Source organism: Flavobacterium cryophilum, assembly GCF_048286555.1.
Classification (GTDB): Bacteria; Bacteroidota; Bacteroidia; order Flavobacteriales; family Flavobacteriaceae; genus Flavobacterium.
In genome coordinates, this window is record NZ_JBLVPZ010000012.1 from 1 (window position 1) to 24,739 (window position 24,739).

At 34.4% G+C, this 24,739-nt stretch carries 21 protein-coding genes and 1 pseudogene; 13 read left to right on the top strand and 9 right to left on the bottom strand.

Translation table 11 applies throughout. From position 1 onward, the window contains the following. Positions 1–279 precede the first annotated feature (279 nt). From ACNQGJ_RS14830 to ACNQGJ_RS14890, 13 genes and pseudogenes are all read left to right on the top strand, one after another. Positions 280–1,842: a type I restriction-modification system subunit M gene (locus ACNQGJ_RS14830; RefSeq protein ID WP_417974519.1), complete on the top strand. Its 1,563-nt coding sequence runs from the start codon at positions 280–282 to the stop codon at positions 1,840–1,842. Beyond that, positions 1,842–3,143 carry a restriction endonuclease subunit S gene (locus tag ACNQGJ_RS14835; protein ID WP_417974517.1) on the top strand — a complete coding sequence of 434 codons (1,302 nt, stop codon included), beginning with the start codon at positions 1,842–1,844 and terminating at the stop codon, positions 3,141–3,143. Before ACNQGJ_RS14830 ends, ACNQGJ_RS14835 begins: the two co-directional genes overlap by 1 nt. An 18-nt stretch (positions 3,144–3,161) precedes the next feature. Next, entirely contained in the window at positions 3,162–3,386 is a 225-nt protein-coding gene (locus ACNQGJ_RS14840) for a hypothetical protein (protein WP_417974515.1), read from the top strand. Positions 3,387–3,401: 15 nt separating this feature from the next. Next, on the top strand, positions 3,402–4,118 hold the full coding sequence (locus tag ACNQGJ_RS14845; RefSeq protein WP_417974513.1) for a hypothetical protein: 717 nt from the start codon (positions 3,402–3,404) through the stop codon (positions 4,116–4,118). A gap of 5 nt (positions 4,119–4,123) precedes the next feature. After that, entirely contained in the window at positions 4,124–7,000 is a 2,877-nt protein-coding gene (locus ACNQGJ_RS14850) for a type I restriction endonuclease subunit R (RefSeq protein WP_417974511.1), read from the top strand. Between the two features lie 181 nt (positions 7,001–7,181). After that, positions 7,182–7,745 carry a hypothetical protein gene (locus ACNQGJ_RS14855; RefSeq protein WP_417974509.1) on the top strand — a complete coding sequence of 188 codons (564 nt, stop codon included), beginning with the start codon at positions 7,182–7,184 and terminating at the stop codon, positions 7,743–7,745. 76 nt (positions 7,746–7,821) lie between these two features. Next, a complete protein-coding gene (locus ACNQGJ_RS14860; protein ID WP_417974507.1) occupies positions 7,822–8,196 on the top strand; it encodes a hypothetical protein in 375 nt (124 codons plus the stop codon). Continuing rightward, complete coding sequence (locus ACNQGJ_RS14865) at positions 8,193–8,708, top strand: hypothetical protein (protein ID WP_417974505.1); 516 nt, start codon at positions 8,193–8,195, stop codon at positions 8,706–8,708. The genes ACNQGJ_RS14860 and ACNQGJ_RS14865 overlap by 4 nt, the downstream gene beginning before the upstream one ends. 156 nt (positions 8,709–8,864) lie before the next feature. Further along, positions 8,865–9,902 carry a type I restriction enzyme HsdR N-terminal domain-containing protein gene (locus tag ACNQGJ_RS14870; protein WP_417974503.1) on the top strand — a complete coding sequence of 346 codons (1,038 nt, stop codon included), beginning with the start codon at positions 8,865–8,867 and terminating at the stop codon, positions 9,900–9,902. Positions 9,903–10,158: 256 nt separating this feature from the next. Further along, complete coding sequence (locus ACNQGJ_RS14875) at positions 10,159–11,799, top strand: hypothetical protein (protein ID WP_417974501.1); 1,641 nt, start codon at positions 10,159–10,161, stop codon at positions 11,797–11,799. Between the two features lie 176 nt (positions 11,800–11,975). Next, positions 11,976–13,139: a hypothetical protein gene (locus ACNQGJ_RS14880; protein ID WP_417974499.1), complete on the top strand. Its 1,164-nt coding sequence runs from the start codon at positions 11,976–11,978 to the stop codon at positions 13,137–13,139. 299 nt (positions 13,140–13,438) lie between these two features. Next, positions 13,439–14,012, top strand: a pseudogene (locus ACNQGJ_RS14885) (DUF6088 family protein). 16 nt (positions 14,013–14,028) lie between these two features. After that, positions 14,029–14,205 (top strand): hypothetical protein, encoded by a 177-nt coding sequence (locus tag ACNQGJ_RS14890; RefSeq protein WP_417974497.1) that lies wholly within the window; start codon positions 14,029–14,031, stop codon positions 14,203–14,205. A 96-nt stretch (positions 14,206–14,301) separates the two neighbouring features. On the opposite strand, the gene ACNQGJ_RS14895 is transcribed toward ACNQGJ_RS14890, so the two are convergent. The 9 genes from ACNQGJ_RS14895 to ACNQGJ_RS14935 all read right to left on the bottom strand — a co-directional run bounded on the left by ACNQGJ_RS14895 (position 14,302) and on the right by ACNQGJ_RS14935 (position 24,693). Next, the gene (locus ACNQGJ_RS14895; protein WP_417974495.1) at positions 14,302–15,228 is read right to left on the bottom strand and encodes a HipA domain-containing protein; all 927 of its coding nucleotides are present in this window, start codon (positions 15,226–15,228) and stop codon (positions 14,302–14,304) included. Beyond that, positions 15,221–15,535: a HipA N-terminal domain-containing protein gene (locus tag ACNQGJ_RS14900; protein WP_417974494.1), complete on the bottom strand. Its 315-nt coding sequence runs from the start codon at positions 15,533–15,535 to the stop codon at positions 15,221–15,223. The genes ACNQGJ_RS14895 and ACNQGJ_RS14900 overlap by 8 nt, the downstream gene beginning before the upstream one ends. 2 nt (positions 15,536–15,537) lie before the next feature. Then, a complete protein-coding gene (locus ACNQGJ_RS14905; RefSeq protein WP_417974492.1) occupies positions 15,538–15,747 on the bottom strand; it encodes a type II toxin-antitoxin system Y4mF family antitoxin in 210 nt (69 codons plus the stop codon). 849 nt (positions 15,748–16,596) lie between these two features. After that, positions 16,597–17,184, bottom strand: a complete 588-nt coding sequence (locus ACNQGJ_RS14910) for a LutC/YkgG family protein (RefSeq protein ID WP_417974490.1) — start codon at positions 17,182–17,184, stop codon at positions 16,597–16,599. Beyond that, complete coding sequence (locus ACNQGJ_RS14915; protein WP_417974488.1) at positions 17,177–18,571, bottom strand: lactate utilization protein B; 1,395 nt, start codon at positions 18,569–18,571, stop codon at positions 17,177–17,179. Before ACNQGJ_RS14915 ends, ACNQGJ_RS14910 begins: the two co-directional genes overlap by 8 nt. 93 nt (positions 18,572–18,664) lie before the next feature. Then, complete coding sequence (locus ACNQGJ_RS14920) at positions 18,665–19,399, bottom strand: (Fe-S)-binding protein (protein WP_417974486.1); 735 nt, start codon at positions 19,397–19,399, stop codon at positions 18,665–18,667. Between the two features lie 180 nt (positions 19,400–19,579). Beyond that, positions 19,580–20,935 (bottom strand): FGGY-family carbohydrate kinase, encoded by a 1,356-nt coding sequence (locus tag ACNQGJ_RS14925; protein ID WP_417974484.1) that lies wholly within the window; start codon positions 20,933–20,935, stop codon positions 19,580–19,582. 12 nt (positions 20,936–20,947) lie between these two features. Next, positions 20,948–22,222, bottom strand: coding sequence for a sugar isomerase (locus ACNQGJ_RS14930; protein ID WP_417974482.1), 1,275 nt, complete (start codon positions 22,220–22,222; stop codon positions 20,948–20,950). 329 nt (positions 22,223–22,551) lie between these two features. Next, positions 22,552–24,693: a bifunctional aldolase/short-chain dehydrogenase gene (locus tag ACNQGJ_RS14935; protein WP_417974480.1), complete on the bottom strand. Its 2,142-nt coding sequence runs from the start codon at positions 24,691–24,693 to the stop codon at positions 22,552–22,554. Positions 24,694–24,739 lie beyond the last annotated feature (46 nt).

Genomic DNA, 24,739 nt, shown 5'->3' on the forward strand with positions numbered 1-24,739 from the left:
AACAGAAAAAGAAGGCATTCCGCCTTAGATTACAAAACAATAGAAGAATTCTGGAAACAGAAAAATAATTTTAAAAATGTTGCTTAACTAATACTGCGGGTTTTATTTGCATATCCAAACCGACTTCGGCTACTAGCTTATAGTCCCAGAATAACTTTATAACAACTAAAAACATAGTAAAAGAAAGATATTTCTTCACTATTTACGTTTTTCCTCTTTACACTTCCGTATATATTCGATACTTTAGCAGTTATTAAATTCAAAAACAATAATTGCTTAATGGCAGCCGAACAAAAACAAAAATTAGAACAACAACTCTGGAATATTGCAAACACTCTTCGAGGGAAAATGGATGCCGACGATTTTAGAGATTACATATTAGGTTTTATTTTCTACAAATACCTGAGTACAAAAATGGATTTGTATGCCAACACTATCCTAAAGCCAGACGATTTGACTTTTCAAGAAATCGGAGGACATCCTGAGGAAGAAGTCTTGATGCAAGAAATTAAACAATTATCGATTGATAAATTGGGGTTTTTCCTAGAACCTTCCGATTTGTTTTCAGAATTGGCACGAAGAGGCAAAGCAGGTGGAAAAAACAATTTCATTCTTGGTGATTTAGCCAAAGTCCTCACGCACATTGAGCAAAGTACGATGGGTTCTGAAAGCGAGGAAGATTTTGGTAACTTGTTTTCAGACTTAGATTTAACTAGCCACAAACTAGGAAAATCAGAAGCTGACAAAAATGAATTGATTGTAAAAGTGTTAGTTCATTTAGATGAAATTGATTTTGATTTAGAAAATACCGATAGTGATGTTTTGGGTGATGCCTACGAATATTTAATTGGGCAATTTGCCAGTGGTGCAGGAAAAAAAGCAGGAGAATTTTATACTCCGCAACAAGTAAGCAGCATTTTGGCACAACTGGTAACCGTTGGCAAAGACCAACTCAAGAGTGTTTACGATCCTACTTGCGGTTCCGGTTCTTTGCTATTGCGTGTGGCGAAAGAAGTGAAAGATGTGAGTGCTTTTTACGGTCAGGAAATGAACCCTACGACCTACAACTTGTGTCGTATGAACATGATTATGCATGATGTACACTACAAACGTTTTGATATTAAGAACGAGGATACCTTAGTACGCCCACAACATTTAGACATGCGTTTTGAAGCCATTGTTGCCAATCCTCCTTTTTCTGCTAATTGGAGTGCCAGCCCTTTGTTTATGAACGATGATCGTTTCTCGGCTTATGGAAAACTTGCCCCAAGCAGTAAAGCTGATTTTGCTTTTGTGCAACACATGGTACACCAGCTGGATGATAATGGAACTATGGCAATTGTTTTACCTCACGGTGTTTTGTTTAGGGGTGGTGCAGAAGGACATATACGCCAATATTTAATACAAGATAAAAACTACTTGGATGCTGTAATTGGATTGCCAGCTAATATCTTTTACGGTACGAGTATACCAACATGCATTTTGGTCTTGAAGAAAAAAAGAATACATGCTAAAGACATTTTATTTATTGATGCAAGCCAACATTACGAAAAGGTGAAAACCCAAAACGTATTACGTACCGAAGACATTGATAAAATTATTAGCACCTACGAGAACCGAACTGAAGAAAATAAATACAGCCACATTGCCTCATTAAGCGAAGTTGCCACCAACGATTATAACCTGAACATTCCTCGTTATGTAGATACATTTGAAGAAGAAGATGTGGTAGATTTAAAAGCTATAACCACCGAATTACGAGAATTGGCAGCCTTGGGAAATACTACCGATGCTACGATTACTGAATTTTGTACTGAATTAGGAATTGAAACACCATTTTAATGAGTACCGTAACATTAGATATCGAAAAGAAAAAAACTCTCGTTCCTGAATTGCGATTTCAAGAGTTTGAAGGGGAATGGAAAAATTGTCTCTTAAATGATCTTACAAAATATGTAAAAGGATTTGCATTTAAGTCTGAAGATTATCAAGAAAATGGAGTAAGAATTGTGAGAGTCTCTGATTTATCTTCTGATAGAATTAAGAATGATAATGAGAAGGTTTATATTAATGAATCAAAATCTAAATTGTATGATAAATATAAATTAAAGTCAGGAAATATTATTATAACTACCGTCGGCTCAAAACCTGAAATGATTGAATCTGCTGTTGGAAGAGGTATCTTAATTCAAAATGATAATGAAGGATTATTAAATCAAAATATGTTGAAATTTGAAAACATTAAAAATGTTGATAATAGATATATTATTGGGCTGATAAATACTAAAAGATACCAACATTACATGAAAAGTATTGCAAGAGGTAATGCAAATCAAGCTAACATTACTGTTGTTGATTTGTTGCAATATCAAGTTTCAATTCCCATCTTTCCAGAACAACAAAAAATAGCTTCTTTTTTAAGTGCAGTCGATGAAAAAATACAGCAACTTTCCCGAAAAAAGGAATTGTTAGAGCAATATAAAAAAGGCGTTATGCAACAATTGTTCTCTGGAAAATTGAGATTTAAAGACGAGAATGGGAGAGATTATGCGGATTGGGAAGAGAAAAAGTTGGGAGATTTAGTAACATTAATGCAAAGTGGTATTTCTAGAATGTTGAGTGATACGGATATTGGCTTACCTATAATTCGTTCTAATAATTTACAAAATGGTAGAATAGATATAACAGACATTAAATATTGGTTCGAAATAGATGATCAAGGAGCTAATTTGGAAAATTATGTTCTGTGTGAAGGAGATTTACTAGTGAATTTTATTAATAGTATCGCTCAGATAGGTAAAGTGGCTATCTTTTCGGATTTATTGAAACGAAAAACAATTTTCACTACAAATTTGATGCGTTTACGTTTTAATTATAAGGTAACCAGTCGTTTTATGATTAATTATTTTAATTTGAAGAAATATAATGATTTTATTCAATCTATTACTAAACCAGCAGTTAATCAAGCAAGTTTCACAACTAAAGATTTCCGAACATTTATTGTAGACCTTCCTTCTCTTCCTGAACAACAAAAAACAGCTAATTTCTTAACAAGTATCGATGCTAAAATAGAAAGTGTTAATCAGCAAATTAACCAAACACAAACTTTCAAGAAAGGCTTATTGCAGCAAATGTTTGTTTAAAAATAAAATATAAAAAAAATGAAATTAACAATCGCCTTAATAAAAAAACTTGGGTTTGAAGAAATTTCAAAACAAGAACATAAGACATTTGAAAGAAAAAAAGATAAAGTAACTCTTTATGAATGGATGGAACCTATTTGGCTTGTGCAATTGGATGGGTGGATTGGTCAGTATTCAAATTTAATGAGAGTTACAACAGAAGAAGAATTAGAGAAAGCCATCAATGAAAGGAATAATAGATAAAATATTTTTTAGAAAATGAAAATATTAGGGTATTCAGAGCGTGGTATAATTAATTCATTAATATTCTCCATTGGTGATGATAATGAGTTGATGGGTAAATTTATTGGTTTAATGAATTTACCAGAAACATTTGACTTGGGTGAACCCATAAATTATACAATCCTTTTAGAGCAATCTTTTTCAGAGTTTGGTGATGCTGATTTAGTAATTATCACTCATTACAAAAATCCAAAAGAAGAAAAGCCAGAAGATAAAAAAGTATTGTTTATTGAAGGCAAAGTGAAAACTTTAAAATCGAATTGGAATATCAATACTCAATATAAAAATCACATTCAATTAAATAAGGATGAAATTATCCAAAAGCCGACTAATTATTGGTCAAATTTATTTTCACAGCTTTATTTAAAGAAATTACTAATCACAAATTTGGATGAAATTAAAATTGAAAAACTAAAAGAAACAAATTTTACAGGTAAAAGACAAATTGGAAGTCATAAAATTGTTTTAAATGCTTTTCAAATGATTGAATGTGAGGAAGCTTACTATGTTGGTATTATTCCATCAACTGTCAATGAGATCAAAGATTTTACAGCGATTAATCAAACAGGATATTATTTTATTTCATGGAAAACAGTTCATGATTTTTGTAAAAAAGAAGAAAAATTAAATAAAGTGCTTGATGTCTTTGATTATAACGAAGGCCAGATTTATAAATATGATGAATTAATTTAATAAATATGAGCCATCAATCCGAAGCCCTATTAGAAAACAACCTAATCAAGCAATTGATAGGCTTAAACTATTCGTCTGTTAAAATTCAAGATGGTTCCGCTTTAGTTGCTAATCTAAAAAGTCAGCTCGAACTTTTTAACGAAACCACCTTTACAGCCAAGGAGTTTGATGCTATTCTCAATCATTTAGCCAAAGGCAATGTTTTCGAAAAAGCCAAAACACTTCGAGATCGTTTGCAATTGACCAAGGAAGATGGGACTACGTTTTATGTTCGTTTTTTCAATGAAGAGGATAATAGCAAAAATTTATTTCAAGTTACTAATCAAATAAGTCTGGAAGGAAGCTACAAGAACCGGTTTGATGTGACGCTTTTGGTAAATGGTTTGCCATTGGTACAAATAGAACTCAAACGTTCGGGTATTGAAATCAAAGAAGCTTTTAATCAAATCAATCGCTACCAAAATCATTCTTTTTGGAGTAATCATGGTGTGTTTCAATACGTACAATTGTTTGTTATAAGTAATGGAGTTAATACCAAATATTTGGCAAACAACAAATTGCAATCGGTCAAACAAACCTTCTTTTGGGCTGATGATAAGAATAAAAACATCACCGAGTTAACAGAATTTACAGCTGCTTTCTTAAACCCAAATCATTTGGGTAAAATGATTGCGCATTATATCGTTATTAACGAAACCCATAAAGTGATGATGATCTTGCGTCCGTATCAATTTTTTGCTACCGAAGCGATTATTCACCAAGTCAAAAACTCCAATGACAACGCCTACATTTGGCACACCACAGGATCGGGTAAAACCTTAACTTCCTTTAAGGCCAGCCAAATTTTAATGGAATTGCCAGAAGTCTATAAAGTCGTTTTTGTAGTCGACAGAAAAGATTTGGATTACCAAACCATGAACGAGTTCAACGCGTTCAAAAAAGACAGTGTCGATGTTACTAATAATACCCAATCGTTAGTAAGGCAATTGACTGACAATACCAAGCTAGTCTTGACTACCATACAAAAATTGAACAATGCCATTTCGGAACGGTTTTCAGGTAAAATAGAAGCTTTACGACATAAGAAAATCGTTTTTATTTTTGATGAGTGCCACCGTTCACAATTTGGAGAAACACACGACCGTATTACCAAATTCTTTGAAAAAAGTCAGCTAATCGGTTTTACAGGAACACCTATTTTTGCCGAAAATGCGTCTAAGAATGATTTAGGAAAGCGCACCACCAAAGATTTGTTTGGCAACTGCTTGCACAAATACGTCATTACAGATGCTATTCGAGATCAAAATGTTTTGCGTTTTGGGATTGAATATGTTGGGAAATACAAGAACAAGAGCAGTGCTTTTATTGACATAGAAGTAGAGGACATTGACAAGCAAGAAGTGCTGGATTCGGAAAAGAGAATCAATAAAATTGTAGATTACATTATTGCGTATCACGATCAAAAAACATTCAATAAAGACTATTCGGCACTGTTAGCAGTAAGCAGTATTGATAATGTGATTCAGTATTATGACCTTTTTCAACAAAAGAAAGAAGCTGGAGTACACGATTTGCGCATTGCTACTATTTTTACGTATGGTACCAATGAAGATTCAGAAGAAGCACAAGATTTCTTGCCGAGTGATGATGATTTTAATATGGCAGCAGAACCAAAAGCCAGTTATCAATCCAAACACACCAGAGACAAGCTAGAAAAATACATTGGTGATTACAACAAAATGTACAATACCAGTTTTTCGACCAAGGACAGCCAACAATTTGAGAATTACTTCAAAAACATTAGCCAACGATTAAAAGATCGGGAAAAAGAAAACTTCAATCACGAGAAAGACCGATTGGATATTGTGATTGTAGTCAACATGATGCTTACCGGTTTTGATGCAAAAAAAGTAAATACACTTTATGTAGATAAAAACTTGAAGCAACACGGATTGATTCAGGCGTATTCCAGAACCAACAGGATATTAGGAGAACAGAAGTCACAAGGAAACATTTTGGCTTTTAGAAATCTTAAAAAAGCTACTGATGATGCCATTACTTTGTTTTCGAATAAAGAGGCTGTTGAAGTAGTTACCATGCCCGATTATGAAGCAATTGCGGAGAAGTTTGATGAGGCCTTGAAACTTTTAAGAGAAATTACGCCCACATATCAAAGTGTAAATGATTTAAAAAACGAAGAAGAAGATGCGCAATTTGTACAAGCGTTCAGAAAGTTGATGCGAGCCATGAATGTATTGCAATCCTACACTGATTTTGACTGGCAGGATTTAGGTATTGATGAGCAAGAATACGAAGATTACAAAGCCAAGTATCTTGACATTTACCAAAAGGTGAAGCAGGATAATGAAAAGAAAAAGACATCGATTCTGGACGACATTGATTTTGAATTAGAATTAATCCATACCGACCAAATCAACGTGGCGTACATTCTGAAATTGTTAGCGCAACTAAAAGGGGAGAAAACACCAACCGCTGCTGCTGCACAAAAGAAAGCCATCATTGATTTATTAGGTGGAGACATTCAGTTACGAAGCAAACGAGAATTGATTCAAAAATTCATTGATGAAAACATGCCCAACATCAAAGACGGTGATTCTATTGAGGACGAATTTGAAAAATACTGGCAAGATCAAAAAGTCTTGGCATTAGGCAAACTCTGCGAGGAGGAACACTTGGATAAAGCACAATTCAAATCTTTAATAGATGCCTACATATACAGCGGCAGAGAACCCATAAAAGATGAAGTTTTTCAATGCTTAGACAACAGACCAAGCATCCTGCAAGCTAGAACCATTGGTGATCGAATTATAGCGAAAATGAAAGAGTTTGTGGAGGTTTTTGTGAAGGGGATGATGGCTTAGAATCTGTAAGAATGCTATATTAATTATTAAATGTGATTTGTAATAAATTAAATATAAATTAGCAGTTGAAATGTGAAACTCAATAGTGTCTATCTATATAGTACAGCTTTACAGCCGCAATTTTGTCACGAGGATATAAACGTTTATCATAAATGCGGAAGATTGCCCAAATAATAAAATAATGACAGAACAATTCAGAAATTTCTACGGTAATTGGCTTGGAAAAGCAGACGCTTATAATGGTAATACGCTTTCGAATCATTTTGATAAATTTACTTCCTTGTATGTGGTTTACAATTCTCTTTATATGGAAGTAACTACCGAACTTATGAAAAACGGCAGCAACGTTACACATAATTTTAAAGATAAAACGGCAGCCACAGAGTACGTAATGAGATATTTGAAACCTACATTTTATCATGAAAATTTATTGAATGATGAACAAAGCATCAATGATTTAGCTGAAATATGCACAATAATAGATCAGGAATTGTTTCACATTATTTTAGATTGGGGAATACCGCAAAGAATTAGAGATTTACAACTTTTAGATTCTCTTCGATCAGATAATACTAACAAACAAGTAAGAGCTGTGTTAAGCTTATTTTATTATATACGATGCAATTTATTTCATGGACATAAAGGATTTGAAGATAGGCAAAGTCTTTTATTAATTCCAGTCAATCATCTCTTAAGAAAAACAATTGAAATAACTTACAATAAACTTAATCGAGTACAGCTATGACAAAGAAAAAGGACTCTGTTTATACTAAGGAAATAATGTGTTACTGTTAACGTACCACAATATAACAAATACATATATGCCATCAGAAATTTTAAATAGAAAACTGAGAAGTTTTTCAGAGAAATTATTTGCTAAACATAAAAGGACGAATAAACTACCTGCTACAATTATTGGTGCTGAGCATCTAAGTAATAAAGAGGTTGCTCATAGTGGAAAACATCCAAATCCTATCTGTAGTAAATTGGAAAAAGAATTAGTAAAAATTGCACCTCTTGGCAAAAAAGGACTTGATAACTATGTCGGATGTTGCTGCGAAGTTCGAGCATCAAATAAGATCATTTTGTTGAGGCCAAGTGTTTCGATTGGGGATATAACGTTTACCCGAGCAATTAGACCAAGAACAGGTCAAACTATTAGAAGATGTCAAAATTGTAAACAAGTTTTTGGATGATGGATTTAGATTTTTCAGAAGAGCAATTCTTCTTAGACATAAATTATTATTTTGCTGATTATTATAAACGTTTGTGTGTCGTAACGTCAGGTGGCGGAGTTCTCCCGAAGTTTCTTTTCGAGCAAGAAAATCGAAATGATGAATTTCATAATATAGTAGATGAACTTCCTGAACGCTTCAATAGTGGAAGAAATGAAAATGTTTCAGAGTTCATTATCGATTTGGAAACTGACAATAAAAGCCAATACTTCCAGGATTTTGATTCTTTGGCAAAAAAAGGGTTTCACGTTTACGATAAAATAAATCTTTCAAATCCTGAAGACACAAATTATCTACTAGTTGCTTATCCCAAATATAACACGCTAACCGATTCTTTTCCAATCAAACCAGAAGATTTAGATTTAATTCCAAAAATAAGACAAGGAATAATCTTTAGAACAAATAGCAATTTTAGTAGTACAAATTTTAGACCCATTGATTTGGTTTCCTTGCTAGATAATCAGAAAAAGTAAGTGCCTGCTAGTACCACATATTAGAACGAATTTAGCCAATTGGCTTAATGGAAAGTTGGTTTTGTATTTGGGATGACTTGGCAAATCCCGTTGTAGTACCAAGAGGTTAACTCTCATTAAATCAAAAAATTTGCTTTCTATATTAAATATTTAATTATGAACGAAGAAGATATTAGAGGTAAGCTATTATTACCATACTTACATGATTTAGGATTTGATGTTTCAGAGATATTTCTTGAGCATTCATTTAGCATACGACTAGGAAAGGGAAAACATGTTACTGGAAGGGCAGATATACTTTGTAAAAAAAATGATAAAAATCTATTTGTAATTGAACTTAAAAATGATTCAATTGAAATAACACAGAATGATATAGACCAAGGCATTTCGTATGCTAGATTATTGCTAGATGATATAGCACCATTTACAATAATAAGCAATGGAAAAATAACTAGGATTTTTGACTCAATTACTAGAAAAGAATTAACCGGAAACATTTCTAGGAAGTCTACTTTTTTGACAAATGGCTATAATTTATCTACTGATGAAGATCTTAGGATTAGGTATGAAGCCCTGAAAAACTTTATTTCGCTATCTGCCGAAAATTTAAAGATATTTTGCGAATCCCAAGTATATGATAGAATGGGTTCAATCATTGGTAATGTAAATAGCCATTATTCTAAATTTATCAAAGAACTTTATGTTCAACGTGAGGAGTTACAAATTGCATTTGGAAATTTTTTAAATTCTCCTGAATCTATATTTGGGTTAGTAGGTAATGCTGGGGTTGGCAAAACAAATACTATTTGTTCTTTAGCGCTTCAAAACTTAGAAGATAAGTTTGTTTTATTCTATAACGCTGCAATAATAATATCCCCTTTGGAATGCATAACAAAAGATTTAAATATTACTTTTTCTAGCAGAAGTGAAGCTGATGTAGTACTTAAAAAACTAGATCAAATTGGAAGATCTGCAAATAAGACAGTTCTCATATTTATTGATGCAATAGATGAAAGCAGAAACCCTGACATCGCAATAGAATTAAGTGAAATTTCTTTGATTGCTAAAAACCTTGATAAAGTAAAAATTATTATAAGTTGTAAATCAAATATTTGGAACGCTATTTTAAAGATAAAAAATAAGCCCACTTATCTTTATGAAGAGTTAAATAAATACCATAATAAATTTAGATAATAGTCCAGGTTTTCTGCTGAAAGATTTTTCAGATAAAGAACTAGAAAAGATAATTCCGCTGTATCAAAAAGCATTTGGCTTTAAAGGCATTATCTCACAATATTTGCTTAAGGAATTAAAAAGTGGATTTTTTCTAAAAATTTTCAGTCAGGTATACTGCAATAAAAACATACCAGAAAAAATCAATGATAAGGATCTAATAAACAAATATTTAAACCAATCATTAGTTGAAACACATATTGGTTACATCTCCGGTTTGAGAATACTTTCGGCTATTGGAAAAATAATTCTTAACTATAAATACGATTCGTGGGCAGCATATAAGAACGAAGGTTTAGATGTGAACCATCTTCTAGAAAAATTAGATTTTTCACTTGATGACAATATTCCGGAAGATTTATTTACCAGAAACATTCTTATTAAGTCTAATAATGAAGATTCATATAATGTTTCGTTTTACTATTCAAAAATTCGGGATTATATAATTTATTTTCATTCGTATAAACTTGATAAACTTTCTGAGGACGAATTCTACAATGTACTTTGTGATTTCTATCAAAACCACATTGGTAAAAGTGCTTTGGATTTTTATATCGAAAATGCAAGTTCTTCTCATCTAAGAACCTTAGTAAAATTTAAACAAGATAAATCATTGGAATACGTGATAAGTCATAATTCCTATCTGGATGAAAATTTCAGAAAGTTTAAAGATAAGTTTGATCCTAACACGGATGGTGATATTGGAATAATGTTACCCAATGATTTAATCAAAAATGATGGTTATGCACTTTTTCGTATGACTCCGAATTCAACTCAAAAGATTGCTTACTCAAATTTTAACGATTTTTCAAACAGTGGCTACGATTTTTGGTGGGAAAAAGGAATTAAAACTGTACATGGTAGTAATACATCATTACTTATCAAAGATCAAAACAGAATCGTTAAGAAGAATATATTCGAACAACTGAAGAAAATACTTGAAAAAGGTAGGCTTACTGCGTACAATTCTGATGTTCTATTAATGGAGGAAGTTGCGGTAATTCTTTATCACTATCATAAAAGGCTATATTTTGAGATCAAAATTGAAGAATTTTATATGCCAAGATTCAAAGAGATTTATCCAATCGATTTAAAAGACCTACAGCATCGGATAAATAGATTTCGACTGATCGAATTTTACAAATATAAAAATTTGGATCGTACGGTAATGGAGGAAACAATTGAAAAAGCATTGCATGAGAATGTTGATATTCCAAAAATTACTGGAAGTGGGGATGTTGTTCCTTTTGAAGAATTATTTAAAGCTACACAGATATTGATTGAAAAAGGCTATGATCAAATTCTTGAACATTATTTACCGCTACCAGATGTATCAATCAATCGAGCAAAAGAGTTCTATGAGCAAAACAGAAAGGACAATTGGAATTATGTTAGAATAGCGCAGTTTAGTGAAGTTCAGGCAAAACAGTATGTTTCAGAGTTCTTTAGACATTTAGAACTGGCTTACAAAGACTTTGTCGAGTATTGTTTCCCCACTTATAAAGACGAATTCGATTTTTACGCAACCATTCCTCATGAATATTTCTTTTATATGAAAGATGACGACATTCTCAAATGGGGAAGTTTTGGATATCGCCAGTCCCCCCTTGGTAAATTTGAAATTAATTTTAAGGATAGTAGTGAGTCTGACGAAGCTTTTAAAAGTATTGGGCTTAAAAGCTTGAGAAGCTTTTCGTTAGACTTTATTTTGCATATTCGTGATGACCATCGTTATCCTGTAAAAACTGTTGATCGATTGAACACAACAAAAGTGGATGAATATTGTGTGATTAGAAATTGGGTGTACAAATTTCTTGAAGTCGATATGGAAAAACTTTTTAAAGAAAATGACGATTAGTTTTAGAATTACCGGATACCCTTTGCTAGCCAAAATGGCTAGTTCCGTTGTGGCTAAAAAATTTTCCTTTTGAAAAAACTTTATCTTTCGATATTAGATCAGTATTCTTTAAATAGAGTAATTAAGATCGTATTAAAATGTTAGTACCAATAACAAAAATCTCAATTTAGTCGTCCATGTCAAACATTTTAAAATATCTCGAAACCCCTCAAATAAATCACGAAAAGATTTATGAAGTTATGCGCGATTTCCGCAAAGCTGGGCTTAATCCTGAAATGTACGGAGAGTTTATTAATACTATAAATAAATTGCCAAAAATTCGATTAAGAGGACCACATGCATATCATGTATTTAATAAATTTCATTTGACTAACATCACGTCTGAAGATTTAATGGTTGTGATGAAAGAAGTAATGGAAAGATCTATTGAAGATTCAAAATTCTGTTGGCATGTTGAAGCAAGTAGGGCATCATGTAACTTAGATTCGGCAGGCAAAATTTTCGTCAGTGCGGCACATTCTATTCAAAATAACGGAGTTCTTAGTACAATATCCAAAAACCATGAAGTTATTACATATAAGTTTCAAACAGTTGGTTTAAAAGGAAAAGTAATTAAAAAGAAAGTAGCTTCTATATTTTGGGGATTTTGTAATACACATGATGCAATCTTTAATGCGATTGAAAATTTTCCATATCGAAAAACCGAAGAGCAAAATTTCTTATTTGCATATCGCAGTTTTGTTGTTGCATCCCATAAAAAAATGGAAGTTTCAACATTTATGAATTTTGGAGGACAAGCAGAAAATGATATTATTGAAAATCGTCGAATTTTTGATAATGCCATTGCAAAAAAAGATTATTCAATTATCAAAACCGATGTTTTTGAATTGTCTCTTTTCTACCCAATCGCTTGTTCTTCATCTTTTTATTTAGATTTTGATTTTGAAGGTGTCGATATTCCGCATTCGGAAGGTAGAATGGAAAACGTTTTCATCACATTACTTCCTGTTATTAAGGAGAATAAGACTTATTTTTTATTAAGTTATTTTAAAGAAGATGCCCATCTATATAAAAAAGTAGGCATACAAATGCGCAAAAGAAAAAAACTTAAATCCGATATCTCGATTATAATTGCAGCTCACGCTGAAAACGTATATTTTGAGCCATTATATTACACAACTTTTATAGAACTGTTTGAAGAAGATTTATATACATTGCTATTCCAAACACAAATGGACCATGGAGTAGTAAATCGGTATGATGAAATAAATCACAGCTTTTCATATACGCCCGAAACTTATCTTCAAAATCAATATGAGATCAATATTTTTGGTTATTAATCAAGAGTTACTACTGCTAACTCATGCTAGGAGCAATTTAGGTTTTAAGCTTAATTTGAAGTTAGTTTTGTGTCGGAAAAATTGGGTAAATCCGAAAACGGCTTAATTTTATAATAAACTCACCGTAGCCCCTGAACAGTATGCGGTGAAAAAACAGTTTAATCGCCGCATATTCGCGGTGATTAAGTTGGTAATTTAATTTCATACCTATTCAAATATTATTTCTAAATCTATTCTTATCATTAATAATTTGTAACAAATTTAAACTATATTTATTACAGTTTAGTAATCCTATGATGATGCAAAGTATACAAGAAAACATAAAAAAGACCGTTTTAAAAACAAAAAGAGGAGTTTTATTATTTCCCGAGGATTACAATAATTTAGAGTCTTCGGAAGCGGTGCGTTTGGCTTTACATCGTCTTGAAAAACAAGTAGTAATTACCCGAATTGCCCAAGGAATTTATGTACGCCCAATAATAAGTAAACTAAAGGGAGCTGTAGTGCCTTCTGCAGAAGAAGTGGCAATGGGTATTAAAAGAAGGGACAGTATTAAAATCGTTCCTACTGTAGTATACGCATTAAATGCATTAGGAATGAGTACACAAATTCCAATGAAACTAATATACCTCACTGATGGTGCACCTAGAGTTATAAAAATTGGAAACAAAACAATAAAATTAAAAAAAAACTCCCAAGAACTTATTAGTAAAAGGAGAAATTAGTAGTTTAACACTTCAAACGTTAAGAGAAATTGGTATAGATCAAATTACTATTGATGAAGAGAAGAAAATAATTGAACTGCTAAAAAAAGAAAAATCTAGTAACTTGGTACATGATATTCAATTAGCTCCAGTTTGGATAAAAAAATAATGCAAAAAGGACTCTAATGACAAAAAAAGATTTTGAAGTAGCTGAAAAAAGAATGAATGACTTATTAAATATAGCTACACAAAAAGTTGGTTTTGATTTTTTGACACCAGAAGAGCATTTAGAACCAGAAAAGGTTTCCGCTATAGTTGGGGATTATGAGGATGCGCATTATCATATAAGACCTAATTTTTAGAATAATTGCATAGTGGATACTTATTGTAAGCAAAAATATATAATCTAAGACATGCGGTGAATAATCATCTTAATCACCGCATTTTTTAAATTTAGATTATTGGAACATTTGCGTTTTGGTTTCCAATAAATTCAAATATTTTTCTTTCATATCCTCTGACAGAAAAGAGATTCCAAGTAATTCTTTCCATTTAGGAATTGCTTGTTGCATTTGTTCTAAGATTATTGATATAGTTTTATCATTGAGCTGCAGTCTATCTTTTGCATAATATTCTATGAAATCAGCTGCTTTCAAATTGCTTTTCTTCCCTTTCAAAGTCAGTGCAATTTCTTCTTCAGGATTTTTAATTGCTATGGTAGAATTTAAGAAATCATATACAGGAGTAAGCATTGTTTTGCCATTTTTGGTAATCAATGAAAAATTTTTCAAATGCATATCTTCATTTCCAGTAACATAACAAAAAAGAATTCTTTTGAAAAAGTCTGCTTTTTCAATAGCTGGAAAAGAACAAAATTCGTCAAGGACAGGAATCAATTTCTCCATCGTAAAACGGTATTTTGTATCTCGTGTATTCCCTGTTAATTGAGCAAAATCTTCCGTCGCTAACTTATTTCCTTTACCGTAACGGTCAAAACGTTTAATGAAATAAGACAAACTACCATCTTTGCCATAAACCATCCCGTGAAATGGCACATCTAAACCAAAAACTTTAGCCATTCGCATGGTTACATTTTCATTTTCTGGCAATTGTGGAAATAAATCGTTTTGTGGTTTTATAATGTAGGTTCCAAATTGATCAACAATTTTAAATTCTTGATCCACTATTGAAATAGCTGCACTAAGCTTTGGTTGTACCCCTTGAATGGATAGCTTTTTAGCTCTATTAGCAGCTTCTTGACGAAGTTCAACTGCTGTGTAAGGTAAATCATTTAAATAAGTCAGCTTAGGAGCTATCATTCGAAGTCCTTTTTCACTGTACTTCTCTGTACCGCACAATTCATAGGTAATTGGACATCTATTCATCTTCCATAAATTTAACCGTTACTGCTCCTACTAAATCATTACCTGTTGCAATCAGTTGAGAAAAGTAATCTTTTTTATCAATTTTGACAATACGTAGCAATCCCTCTAACATCACGCCTTCAGGCAATAGCCCTTCAAAAAAAGGGGGAAATAATGTATAATTATATTTTTGCTGAGATGTAGGCATAGTCAATGAAACCGCTTCGCCTTTATAATTTTCATCATATTCAAAATGATAGTCGTTTGCGGTCATTTCAGTTAAAATTCCAGCTTTTTTTCCGTGTACAAATACAATTGCTCTTCTCATGATTATTTATTTAAAGGACTTTTGAACTCAATTTTGATATTCAAAACTCGGAGTACTGCAAATAGATTATTTAAACGAAGTGTTTCTTTATTTTTTTCAATATCAAAAACGGTTGTCTTCCCTACTCCTGCTAAGTTGGCTAGTTCAAGTTGTGTCAATCCTGCTTTTTTTCGATGCTCCTTAATTAAAGCACCTAAATCAAAATCATCCATTTTTTACTGTTTTTACGGTAAAAATACATAATTTTAAAATATAAAGAAAACAAAGCATAAAGATTTCATATTTTTTACTGCTATGCCAGTAAAAAATATCATTGAATTATGATTTCTTGTGTATCTAAAGAAACTCAGGAGCTAAATACTGTCAAAGCGGTAAAACACACCTGTAATAAAAACAAGATTTTAAAAAAATAATTACTTCATCTATTTCTCTTTTAAAAACCTGTTATTTACTTTTGTAAATAAAAAATAGCGTTCGTTTTTATTAGAAATGAATATTTTCCGTACATTTTTAAAGATTTGCGTTGAAATAAATAAGAAGGTGTTTTTTATTTTTATTATCCTTTATTACTACTAAATCCGTTAAACAAGTACTTCTATTGTACACCTCTACCCTTCTTAACCCTTTAAACACAAGGACTGTTACTTATTGCATCGCGAAGTAGCAAAACATCACAAAAGAACTAATAAACGAGTTAAAATATGATAAACAATATTTTAACTCGTTTTTATTTAGGGTGTTATAATTAAATTTGCACCTTATTTATACGTGAAAATCTGAGATGCAAAAAATATTTTTTGGGCCAATTTATGGCACTTTGAGTCATAAATAGTCACAGTGCTACATTTAAAGCCGCATTTCTATGGGTCCAAACATGAAGATTACGCGCATCTGTGAATTCTGTAAAAAATGAACTTACCGCATGCACAACAAAAACACGCTATTACTCATTGAGCTGCAAAATCAAAGGTTACAAATGGCTCATAAGGCGTTTTTACTTCAATTTAAAGTTGGTTTTGATAAATTTACTTTTACAAAAACACCCTACTAAGTCCAAAAAACTAATTCATCAAAAAAACCGTCAACCCTCTTGCTCCGTGAGCGCCCAAGACCAATGATTGTTCAATATCGGCAGTTTTGGATGGCCCGGCAATGAAAGTTCCGAAATCATATTCGTGACTGCCGATGCGTTCATAGGCTTGATGCATCGTAGCCACAATATCTTTTTTGTTGACGATTATGGCCAAATATTGCGGGATAAACGCAGCTACTCGTTGGCCCAATATATCGTCCGTTACCCAAAGTGCGGAGTTTTCGGCAACGCCAAAATGGGCTTTTACCAAAGTCAATTCAACGTTTTCCAACGAATGGGGATCGTCGTTGTACCAATCCAAGGTTGCGATTTCAGCCAGTTCTGGAATGGTGGTAATCATGCGTTTACCTACGGCATAATTTTTATTGACAAAGTCAATTACGGCATCGTAATCTTTTACTTCTACAAAATCGCCTCCAATGCTTTTCAAAACAGTTTTGTACTTTTCGAGGATGTCAAAAGTGTCCAAGCCTAAAAAAGTTAGATTTGGCAATTCGCTAACCACTGAAGGCTGGTTTTGTTTTACTTTTTCTAAAATACTGGCTCTGCTACTCATTGTCTTTTTCTTTAAATTCTTTTCCATTTTTCTTGTACCATTCCCTGAAGGATTCGTCTGGTGGCACAGGCATTTCTCTTTTCTTGTACCAAGGATTTAGGCTGTTGTTGAGCATAAACGGCACCTTTCTCATCACAAATCGTCCTGCTTTTCCTGCCAAATCAAACACTGTTGGATTCGCCAAAACGGCCGCCATTCCTTTCATGGCAATGGTTTTTGTCGTTGGCGTGTAGCCTTCTTTCACCAATACTTGACGCCATTTGTAGAGTTGGTCGTGAATGTCAATTTTAACGGGGCAAACATGGGTACAGGAACCGCAAAGCGTACTGGCAAAAGGCAAATCGGCATTCTTGCTCATGTCGAGATTGGGTGCCAATATGGAACCAATTGGCCCAGCCACGGCAGTGTGATAACTATGTCCGCCACTGCGTCTGTATACGGGACAAGTATTCATGCAAGCACCGCAACGGATGCATTTCAATGAATTCCTGAAATCTGCTCTTCCCAATTGGGTAGTTCTGCCATTGTCCACAATGACGATATGCATTTCTTTTCCGTCTCTTGGTTTTTTGAAATGACTGGAAAAAGTGGTGATGGGCTGCCCCGTGGCGCTTCTAGCCAATAATCTAAGGAAAACGCCCAAGTGTTTGCGTTGCGGAATTATTTTTTCGAAACCCATGCAGGCAATATGCACGTCGGCAAGATGTACACCCATGTCGGCATTTCCCTCATTGGTGCAAACCACGATTTCTCCCGTTTCGGCAATGGCAAAATTGACTCCCGTCAAAGCCACTTTTCTCGTGAGAAAAGTATCCCTGAGATGCAATCGTGCTGCTTCGGTTAAATATTGTGGGTCGTTGTTTCCTTTTTCGGTTCCAAGAAACTCGTGAAAGGTCTGGCTTACATCTTCTTTTTTAAGATGAATGGCTGGCAAGACAATGTGGCTTGGCGGTTCATTTCTAAGTTGGACGATGCGTTCTCCCAAATCAGAATCGATGACGTCAATTCCTTTTTCAGTCAAATATTCGTTCAAGTGGCATTCTTCGGTGAGCATCGATTTAGACTTGACCATTTGCTTTGCACCGTGTTTTTCCATAATCGAATGCACTATTTTATTGTGTTCGTCGCCATCGGCAGCCCAATGCACAATGATGCCGTTCTTCAGTGCATTGGATTCAAATTGTATCAAATAATTATTGATATTCGAAAGCACGTTGTTCTTGATTTGCGATGCGGTTTCCCGCAATACTTCCCACTCCGGAATTTGAAAAGCGGCTTTATCCCTTTTTTCGCGAACAAACCAAAGAGTTTCATCGTGCCAGTCTACCCGCTTTTCATCTTTGTTAAAAATTTCGGCAGCTTCACTATGTGACAAGTTGTTTTTCATACGAAGATGTTATTTGTTTTTTTATCGGAATATGTAATTCGCCGATAAATAATTTTAAAATTAAATTTTTCGTTAGGCTCATTTCATATCAAGTTATATCGAATTTAATATTTCGGCAATGTGAATCGTCTTGATGGGGCTTTTTTCCCTTCTCAAAATGCCTTCCATGTGCATCAGGCAAGACATGTCGAAACCGGTAATATATTCAACTTGATGAGCTTCGTGATCCTTGATGCGGTCTTTTCCCATCTTGACGGAAATGGCTTCTTCGGTCACGCAAAAAGTACCTCCAAAACCACAACATTCATCTTTTCTGTTCAGGGAAACGAGATTGATTCCTTTTATTTTGCTCAACAACTGTTCGGGTTTGGAGAAAAATGGTGCGTTTAATTCGCTCATTTGCGAAAGTTTCAGTCCTCGTTGTCCGTGGCAGCTTTGGTGCAGACCTACTTTGTGGGGAAATTTGCCTTCGATGCTTTCTACTTTTAAAATATCGGTGATGAATTCGGTTAATTCGAAAACGGATTTCCTGATTTTGGCCGACAATTCTTCGTTTTTTTCATCGTGCAAATGCTCTTTGACGTGCAAGACACAACTTCCCGAAGGGCAAACGATGTAATCGAACTCGGCAAAATTAGCCACGAAATTGGCATCGCAACCCTGGGTTAAATGCTCGTAACCGCTGTTGGCCATTGGCTGACCGCAGCACGTTTGCTTCATTGGAAAACGAACGTCACAGCCTAATTTTTGCAATAATTCATAGGTAGCGATACCTACTTTTGGATAAAACTGATCCACATAACAGGGTATAAAAAGTCCAATTTTCATGGTAAGTTATTTAATGTTTTATGACTGTCCGCTTAGCGAACCAACTATATTTTTGGCCACAGATTCAACGGATTTTTGTGGATCCCACAAAACCAACCAAATTTATTTTTTAATCTGTGTAAATCTGTAAAATCCGTGAATCTGTGGTTAATTTTTTTGCATCAGTTGCGAAAAATTGTATCAATGCTTGTAAAATTTCAAATCAATCAAGTCGTTCTGAATCGGTTTTGGATTCCAGCTGTTGTGAATTGCCAATGCAGCACCCAAAGCACTTGCTTGTGCCATTGAAGCGGCGTACACTTCCATTTCCGGGAAAGCCTGTGCCAATAAATTCATAAAGATGGAGTTTTTACTGAAACCGCCGTCAACAAAAATTTTCTTGACAGGACTGTTATGAATGACCAATCGTGTCGAGAGTGTTTGCTGTGCGATAAGGTCCTTAATCAATTGATGGTAGGCAACTTCTTGATTTTTGAAACTATTAAGATTTCTATTCTCGAAAGGACATTTTTCAATATAGGTATCTGTGTTGAACGAGCTTTCCTTGAAGTTTGTAATCCTCAAATCGGCAATAACATCCTTGTTGTATGTTATATCTTTGTAGAAGTTCTCGGGCAATCCAAAATGTTTTGCAATTTTTTTTGTTTGTACTTCGTGTTCATTTCCACTAAATAAACGGGCGGATTTTACCGGTTTTTGTTTGTATTGCAGATAACACAAACAATCTTTTTGCAGTTCCTTTAAAGTTAATGGCGTATTGTTAAACGGATTCATGGAAATGCTCCAAGTTCCGGTTGACAATAACACAAAAGGCTCCGTAAAATTGAGAATGTAAGGAATTATGGCAGCCGAACTATCGTGCAAACCAATGCCCACGGAAATTCTATTGTCGATTTTTATGCTTACTTCAACATTGTGAATGGGCGGCAACTTGGCTATTATTTCCTCATTGGTTACCCATTTATGATACTTCATTTTCTTGTAATTCCAAAGACCGGTATGACAACCAATGCTGGTGATATCAGTAAAATATTGATGTGTTGAAAGTGAGCTCAAGTATTGCGGCAAGTGCAAACAGTATTTTACTTTGGAAAATAAATCTGGATTTTCTTCTTTTAGTCTATAAATTTGCATTCCGGAATTCAAGCTTCCCAAAACAGGAGAAGCCGTTTTGACCGCGAACTTTTTTTCTCCTTTATACTTGGCATAGAAGTCTTCTTTCAGCACTTCCGGATACGGTTTCAGATAATTGTACAACGGAGTCAAGGCATTTCCTTCTTGATCCACATATATAAAACTAGCTCCGTAGGTACTGAAATTAACGGCTCTCAATTTATATTCCGAAAGCTCCTTTAACTCTGCCAAGCTTTCTAAAATCCAATTCTTAAGTGTATTTATATCCTCGCAAGGAAAACTGTATTCGTCTACCGTTTCCTCCAGATTAATTGATTTTTCCCAGACAATTCGATAATTTTCGTCAAACAAAAAAACTTTCTTGTTTGTTTTCCCAATATCAAAAATCGCAACTACATTCATTATTGATTCTTTTTACAAGCCCGTTGCTATTGTTTTCAATCCTCTTTCAGCAATAAGACCGCTTCTAACAGCAAGATCACGATATAATCCAACTGGATTCAATGCCGCTCCACAGCGCAAACGCGCTTCGGCAACTAAGGCACGAACGTCAGTACGGAAAGCATTTTGCAAAATTTCCTGTGCTTTAACCACGTCGTTTTCATTTTGTGCAATTTCCAATGCTTTTCTATCCACCGAAAGTGCTTGTGCATAAGCAGCCATAATCGCTTCTACCGATTGCAATAAATCTTCCATCGGATCTTTTACGTTATGGGAAGCATCAATCATCCAACCTAAATCTTTGGCGTGATTCATTCCTCTAGCATCCATTCCTTCTACCAATTCGTTGAAAATCAGAAACAATTGGTATGGTTTCAATGCACCGGCAGTCAAATCATCATCACCGTATTTCGAATCATTGAAGTGGAATCCACCCAACTTTTCTTCCATAAGCAATAAAGATACGATTTGTTCAATATTCGCGTTCGGAAGATGGTGTCCCAAGTCAACCAAAGTGAAAGCTTTGTCTCCCAATTTTTTCACGTAAGAATATGATTGTCCCCAATCGCCCACAGTGGTTGAATAAAAATTAGGTTCGGCACATTTGTATTCCAAAAATAATTTCCAATTGGACGGTAATGCGGCATAAATTTCTTCCAAACTTTCCAAAGTATTTTGATACGCTTTACGGAAATTCAATTGACCAGGAAAATTAGACCCGTCGGCTAGCCAAACCGTCAAGGATTCTGAACCTAAAGCAATTCCTTGTTTAATTACTTCGATGTTATGATCAATTGCTTGTTTGCGAACGGCTTTATTTACGTTCTGCAACGAACCGTATTTATACGAATATGCTTGATTTTCTTGATTTTGAAAAGTATTTGAATTGACTGCATCAAATTTTAAATTGTGCTGTGATGCCAATGTTTTAATGGCATTGTAATCCGTTGGGATGTCCCAGGGAATGTGCAACGATATGGCGCCAGAAGAATTATTCAAAGCATGTAGCAAACCTACATCTTCGATTTTTTCCTCCAGAGAACGAGGTTCTCCACCACCGGGGAAACGACCAAAACGAGTTCCTCCCGTACCTAGGGCCCAAGATGGAATGGCAATTTGGAAATCAATTAATTTTTGGATAATGGTTTCGGTTTGCGTAATTTCTGAAGCCGTGAAAACCAATTTATTTCTATGGGATTTTAAGAGCCCATCATTATGTGAAGCTATTTTGTTTGAATCAATTAGCATAATATTTTTTTTTAAAATTAAATATAAAATTTCTTTTATTAGGATTGTTTGGTTAAAGTTGCTTTTAAAAGAACCTTTGCGATTTTATTGTATACATATTTAGATAAATCTAACGTCCAAAATATCGGACGTTAGAAAAATCAACCTAACTACTAACCAAACCAAAGTAGTATATTATTTATAAAAACGAGTTATACTACGCTTTTATTGGAACCTAAAATTTATTTTAAAATTCCTTTGTGATTGCATTGTTTAGAAATTTAGATAAATCTAACGTCCGAAAAGTTCGGACGCTAGATAAATCTATTCACTAACCAAAGTAAAAACAATTATCTGTAAAATCCCATTGCTACTCCACCGTCTACATTCAAAGCATTTCCTGTTGATTTACCCAACAAGCCACCCACGAATGCAAAACAAGCATTGGCAATATCATCCGGCAATATAATTTCGTTCAACAACGTGCGCTTTGCATAGTAGGCTGGCAATTCTGCCACCGTAATGCCATATGCTTTCGCACGACCATCAGCCCAACCGCCTGACCAAATATTGGAATCAGAGATTACGGCATCAGGATTTACCGTATTCACGCGGATTTTGTCGACTCCTAATTCAGCGGCCATTAAACGTGTTAAGTGTGCTTGAGCCGCTTTGGCAGATCCGTAACCTGGATTGTTTGGTCCAGCCACAACTGCATTTTTGGACACGATATTTACGATATCTCCACCAAATCCTTGCTTGCGCATCACTTCTATTCCAGCCTTGGAAACAATAAATTGTCCTTTTACCAAAATATCATACAATCTATCCCATTCTTCCAAAGTATGTTCTGCAATAGATTTTGAAATACTGATTCCCGCATTATTCACGATGATGTCGGCTCCACCAAATGCCAAACAAGCAGCATCCAATGCTTTTTCGGTACTGTTTTCATCGGTCACGTTCAACAAGGTGCTAGAAATTGCGTCCTTTCCAAAAACCTTCATAAAATCAGCAGTAGCGCCTTCTAAACGCTCTTCGTTGATGTCGTTGATGACAACACAAGCGCCTTCTTCGGCAAATTTCTTGGCAATAGCCTTTCCAATTCCACCAGCAGAACCTGTAATCAAAGCGATTCTTCCTGAGAGGGCTTTTGGTTTGGGCATACGTTGTAATTTAGCTTCTTCCAATAACCAGTATTCAATATCGAAAGCTTCTTGACGAGGCAATGAAGTATATTCTGAAACTGCTTCGGCACCTTTCATTACATTCACCGCATTGACATAATATTCAGATGCCAAACGAGCCATTGTTTTATCTTTTGCAAAAGTGAACATCCCCACTCCTGGATATAAAATCACCACTGGATTTGGATCACGCATTGCCGGCGAGTTCGATTTTTTGCACGTATTGTAATATTCCGAGTACATGGCACGATAGGCTTCAAAAGCAGGAGTTAATTTTGCTTTGATGGCTTCCAAATCCGACAAATCTTCGTTCGGATCTAATTCTAAAACTAAAGGGCTGATCTTGGTACGCAAAAAGTGATCTGGACAGGAAGTTCCAAGAGGAGCCAATTTTTCCAAATCATTTGAATTGATGAATTCCAGCACTCTGGCATCATCTGTATAATGACCTATCATTTTACGCTCTGACGAACAGAATCCACGCAAGATTGGAGCTATTTTTGCCGCTTTCAATTTACGGGCATCTTCTGGAAGATTTTTCATTTTCTGGCCGCCAAAAACGGGACGTTTTTTACCGTAGTTACTTTCTAGATAGGCAGCACATTTCTCGGTTACTTCAAGTGTGTTTACATAACTTTCGTAAGAGGTGTCTCCCCAAGTAAACAAACCGTGAGAACCCAGCATTACACCTTTTAGTTTTTTTCCTTTTGCAGCCGCTTCTTCAAGACATGCACGCATTTGCAATCCCAAGTCGAAACCTGGACGTTGCCATCCCACCCAACCGATTTCTCCGTTGAATAATTCTTCGGTGATTTTGGCTCCATCTTTTGCCGCAGCAATAGCAATGGCCGCATCTGGATGCAAGTGGTCAATATGTTTAAAAGGCAGAAAACCGTGCAGTGGTGTGTCAATTGAAGGTGCTTTTGAAGCCAAGTCGAAAATGCAGTGATTGAATAATTCGACCATTTCGTCCTCAAATTCAATTCCTCTATACACGTTTTCAAGATTTAACAATCGCTCTAAATAAAGTGCTGCACAACCTGACTTTGTTAATGTTCCAATGTCACCACCAGAGCCTTTAATCCACATCACTTCAGAAGAATCTCCTGTTAATGGGTCTTTATCTGTAATTTTAACCGAAGTGTTTCCACCTCCATAATTTGTTAGTCTTAAATCAGCTCCTAATAAATTAGAACGATATATGAAAAGCGCTACTTCATCTCCTGCTAAAGCGGCAGCTTTAGTCTCATCCCAAAGGTAGCTTACGTGGTTAAAAGTCATGTTGTTTATATTTATATTTGACATCGTTCTTATATTTATATTTAATGAAAAGAAATGTTGTTATTTATAG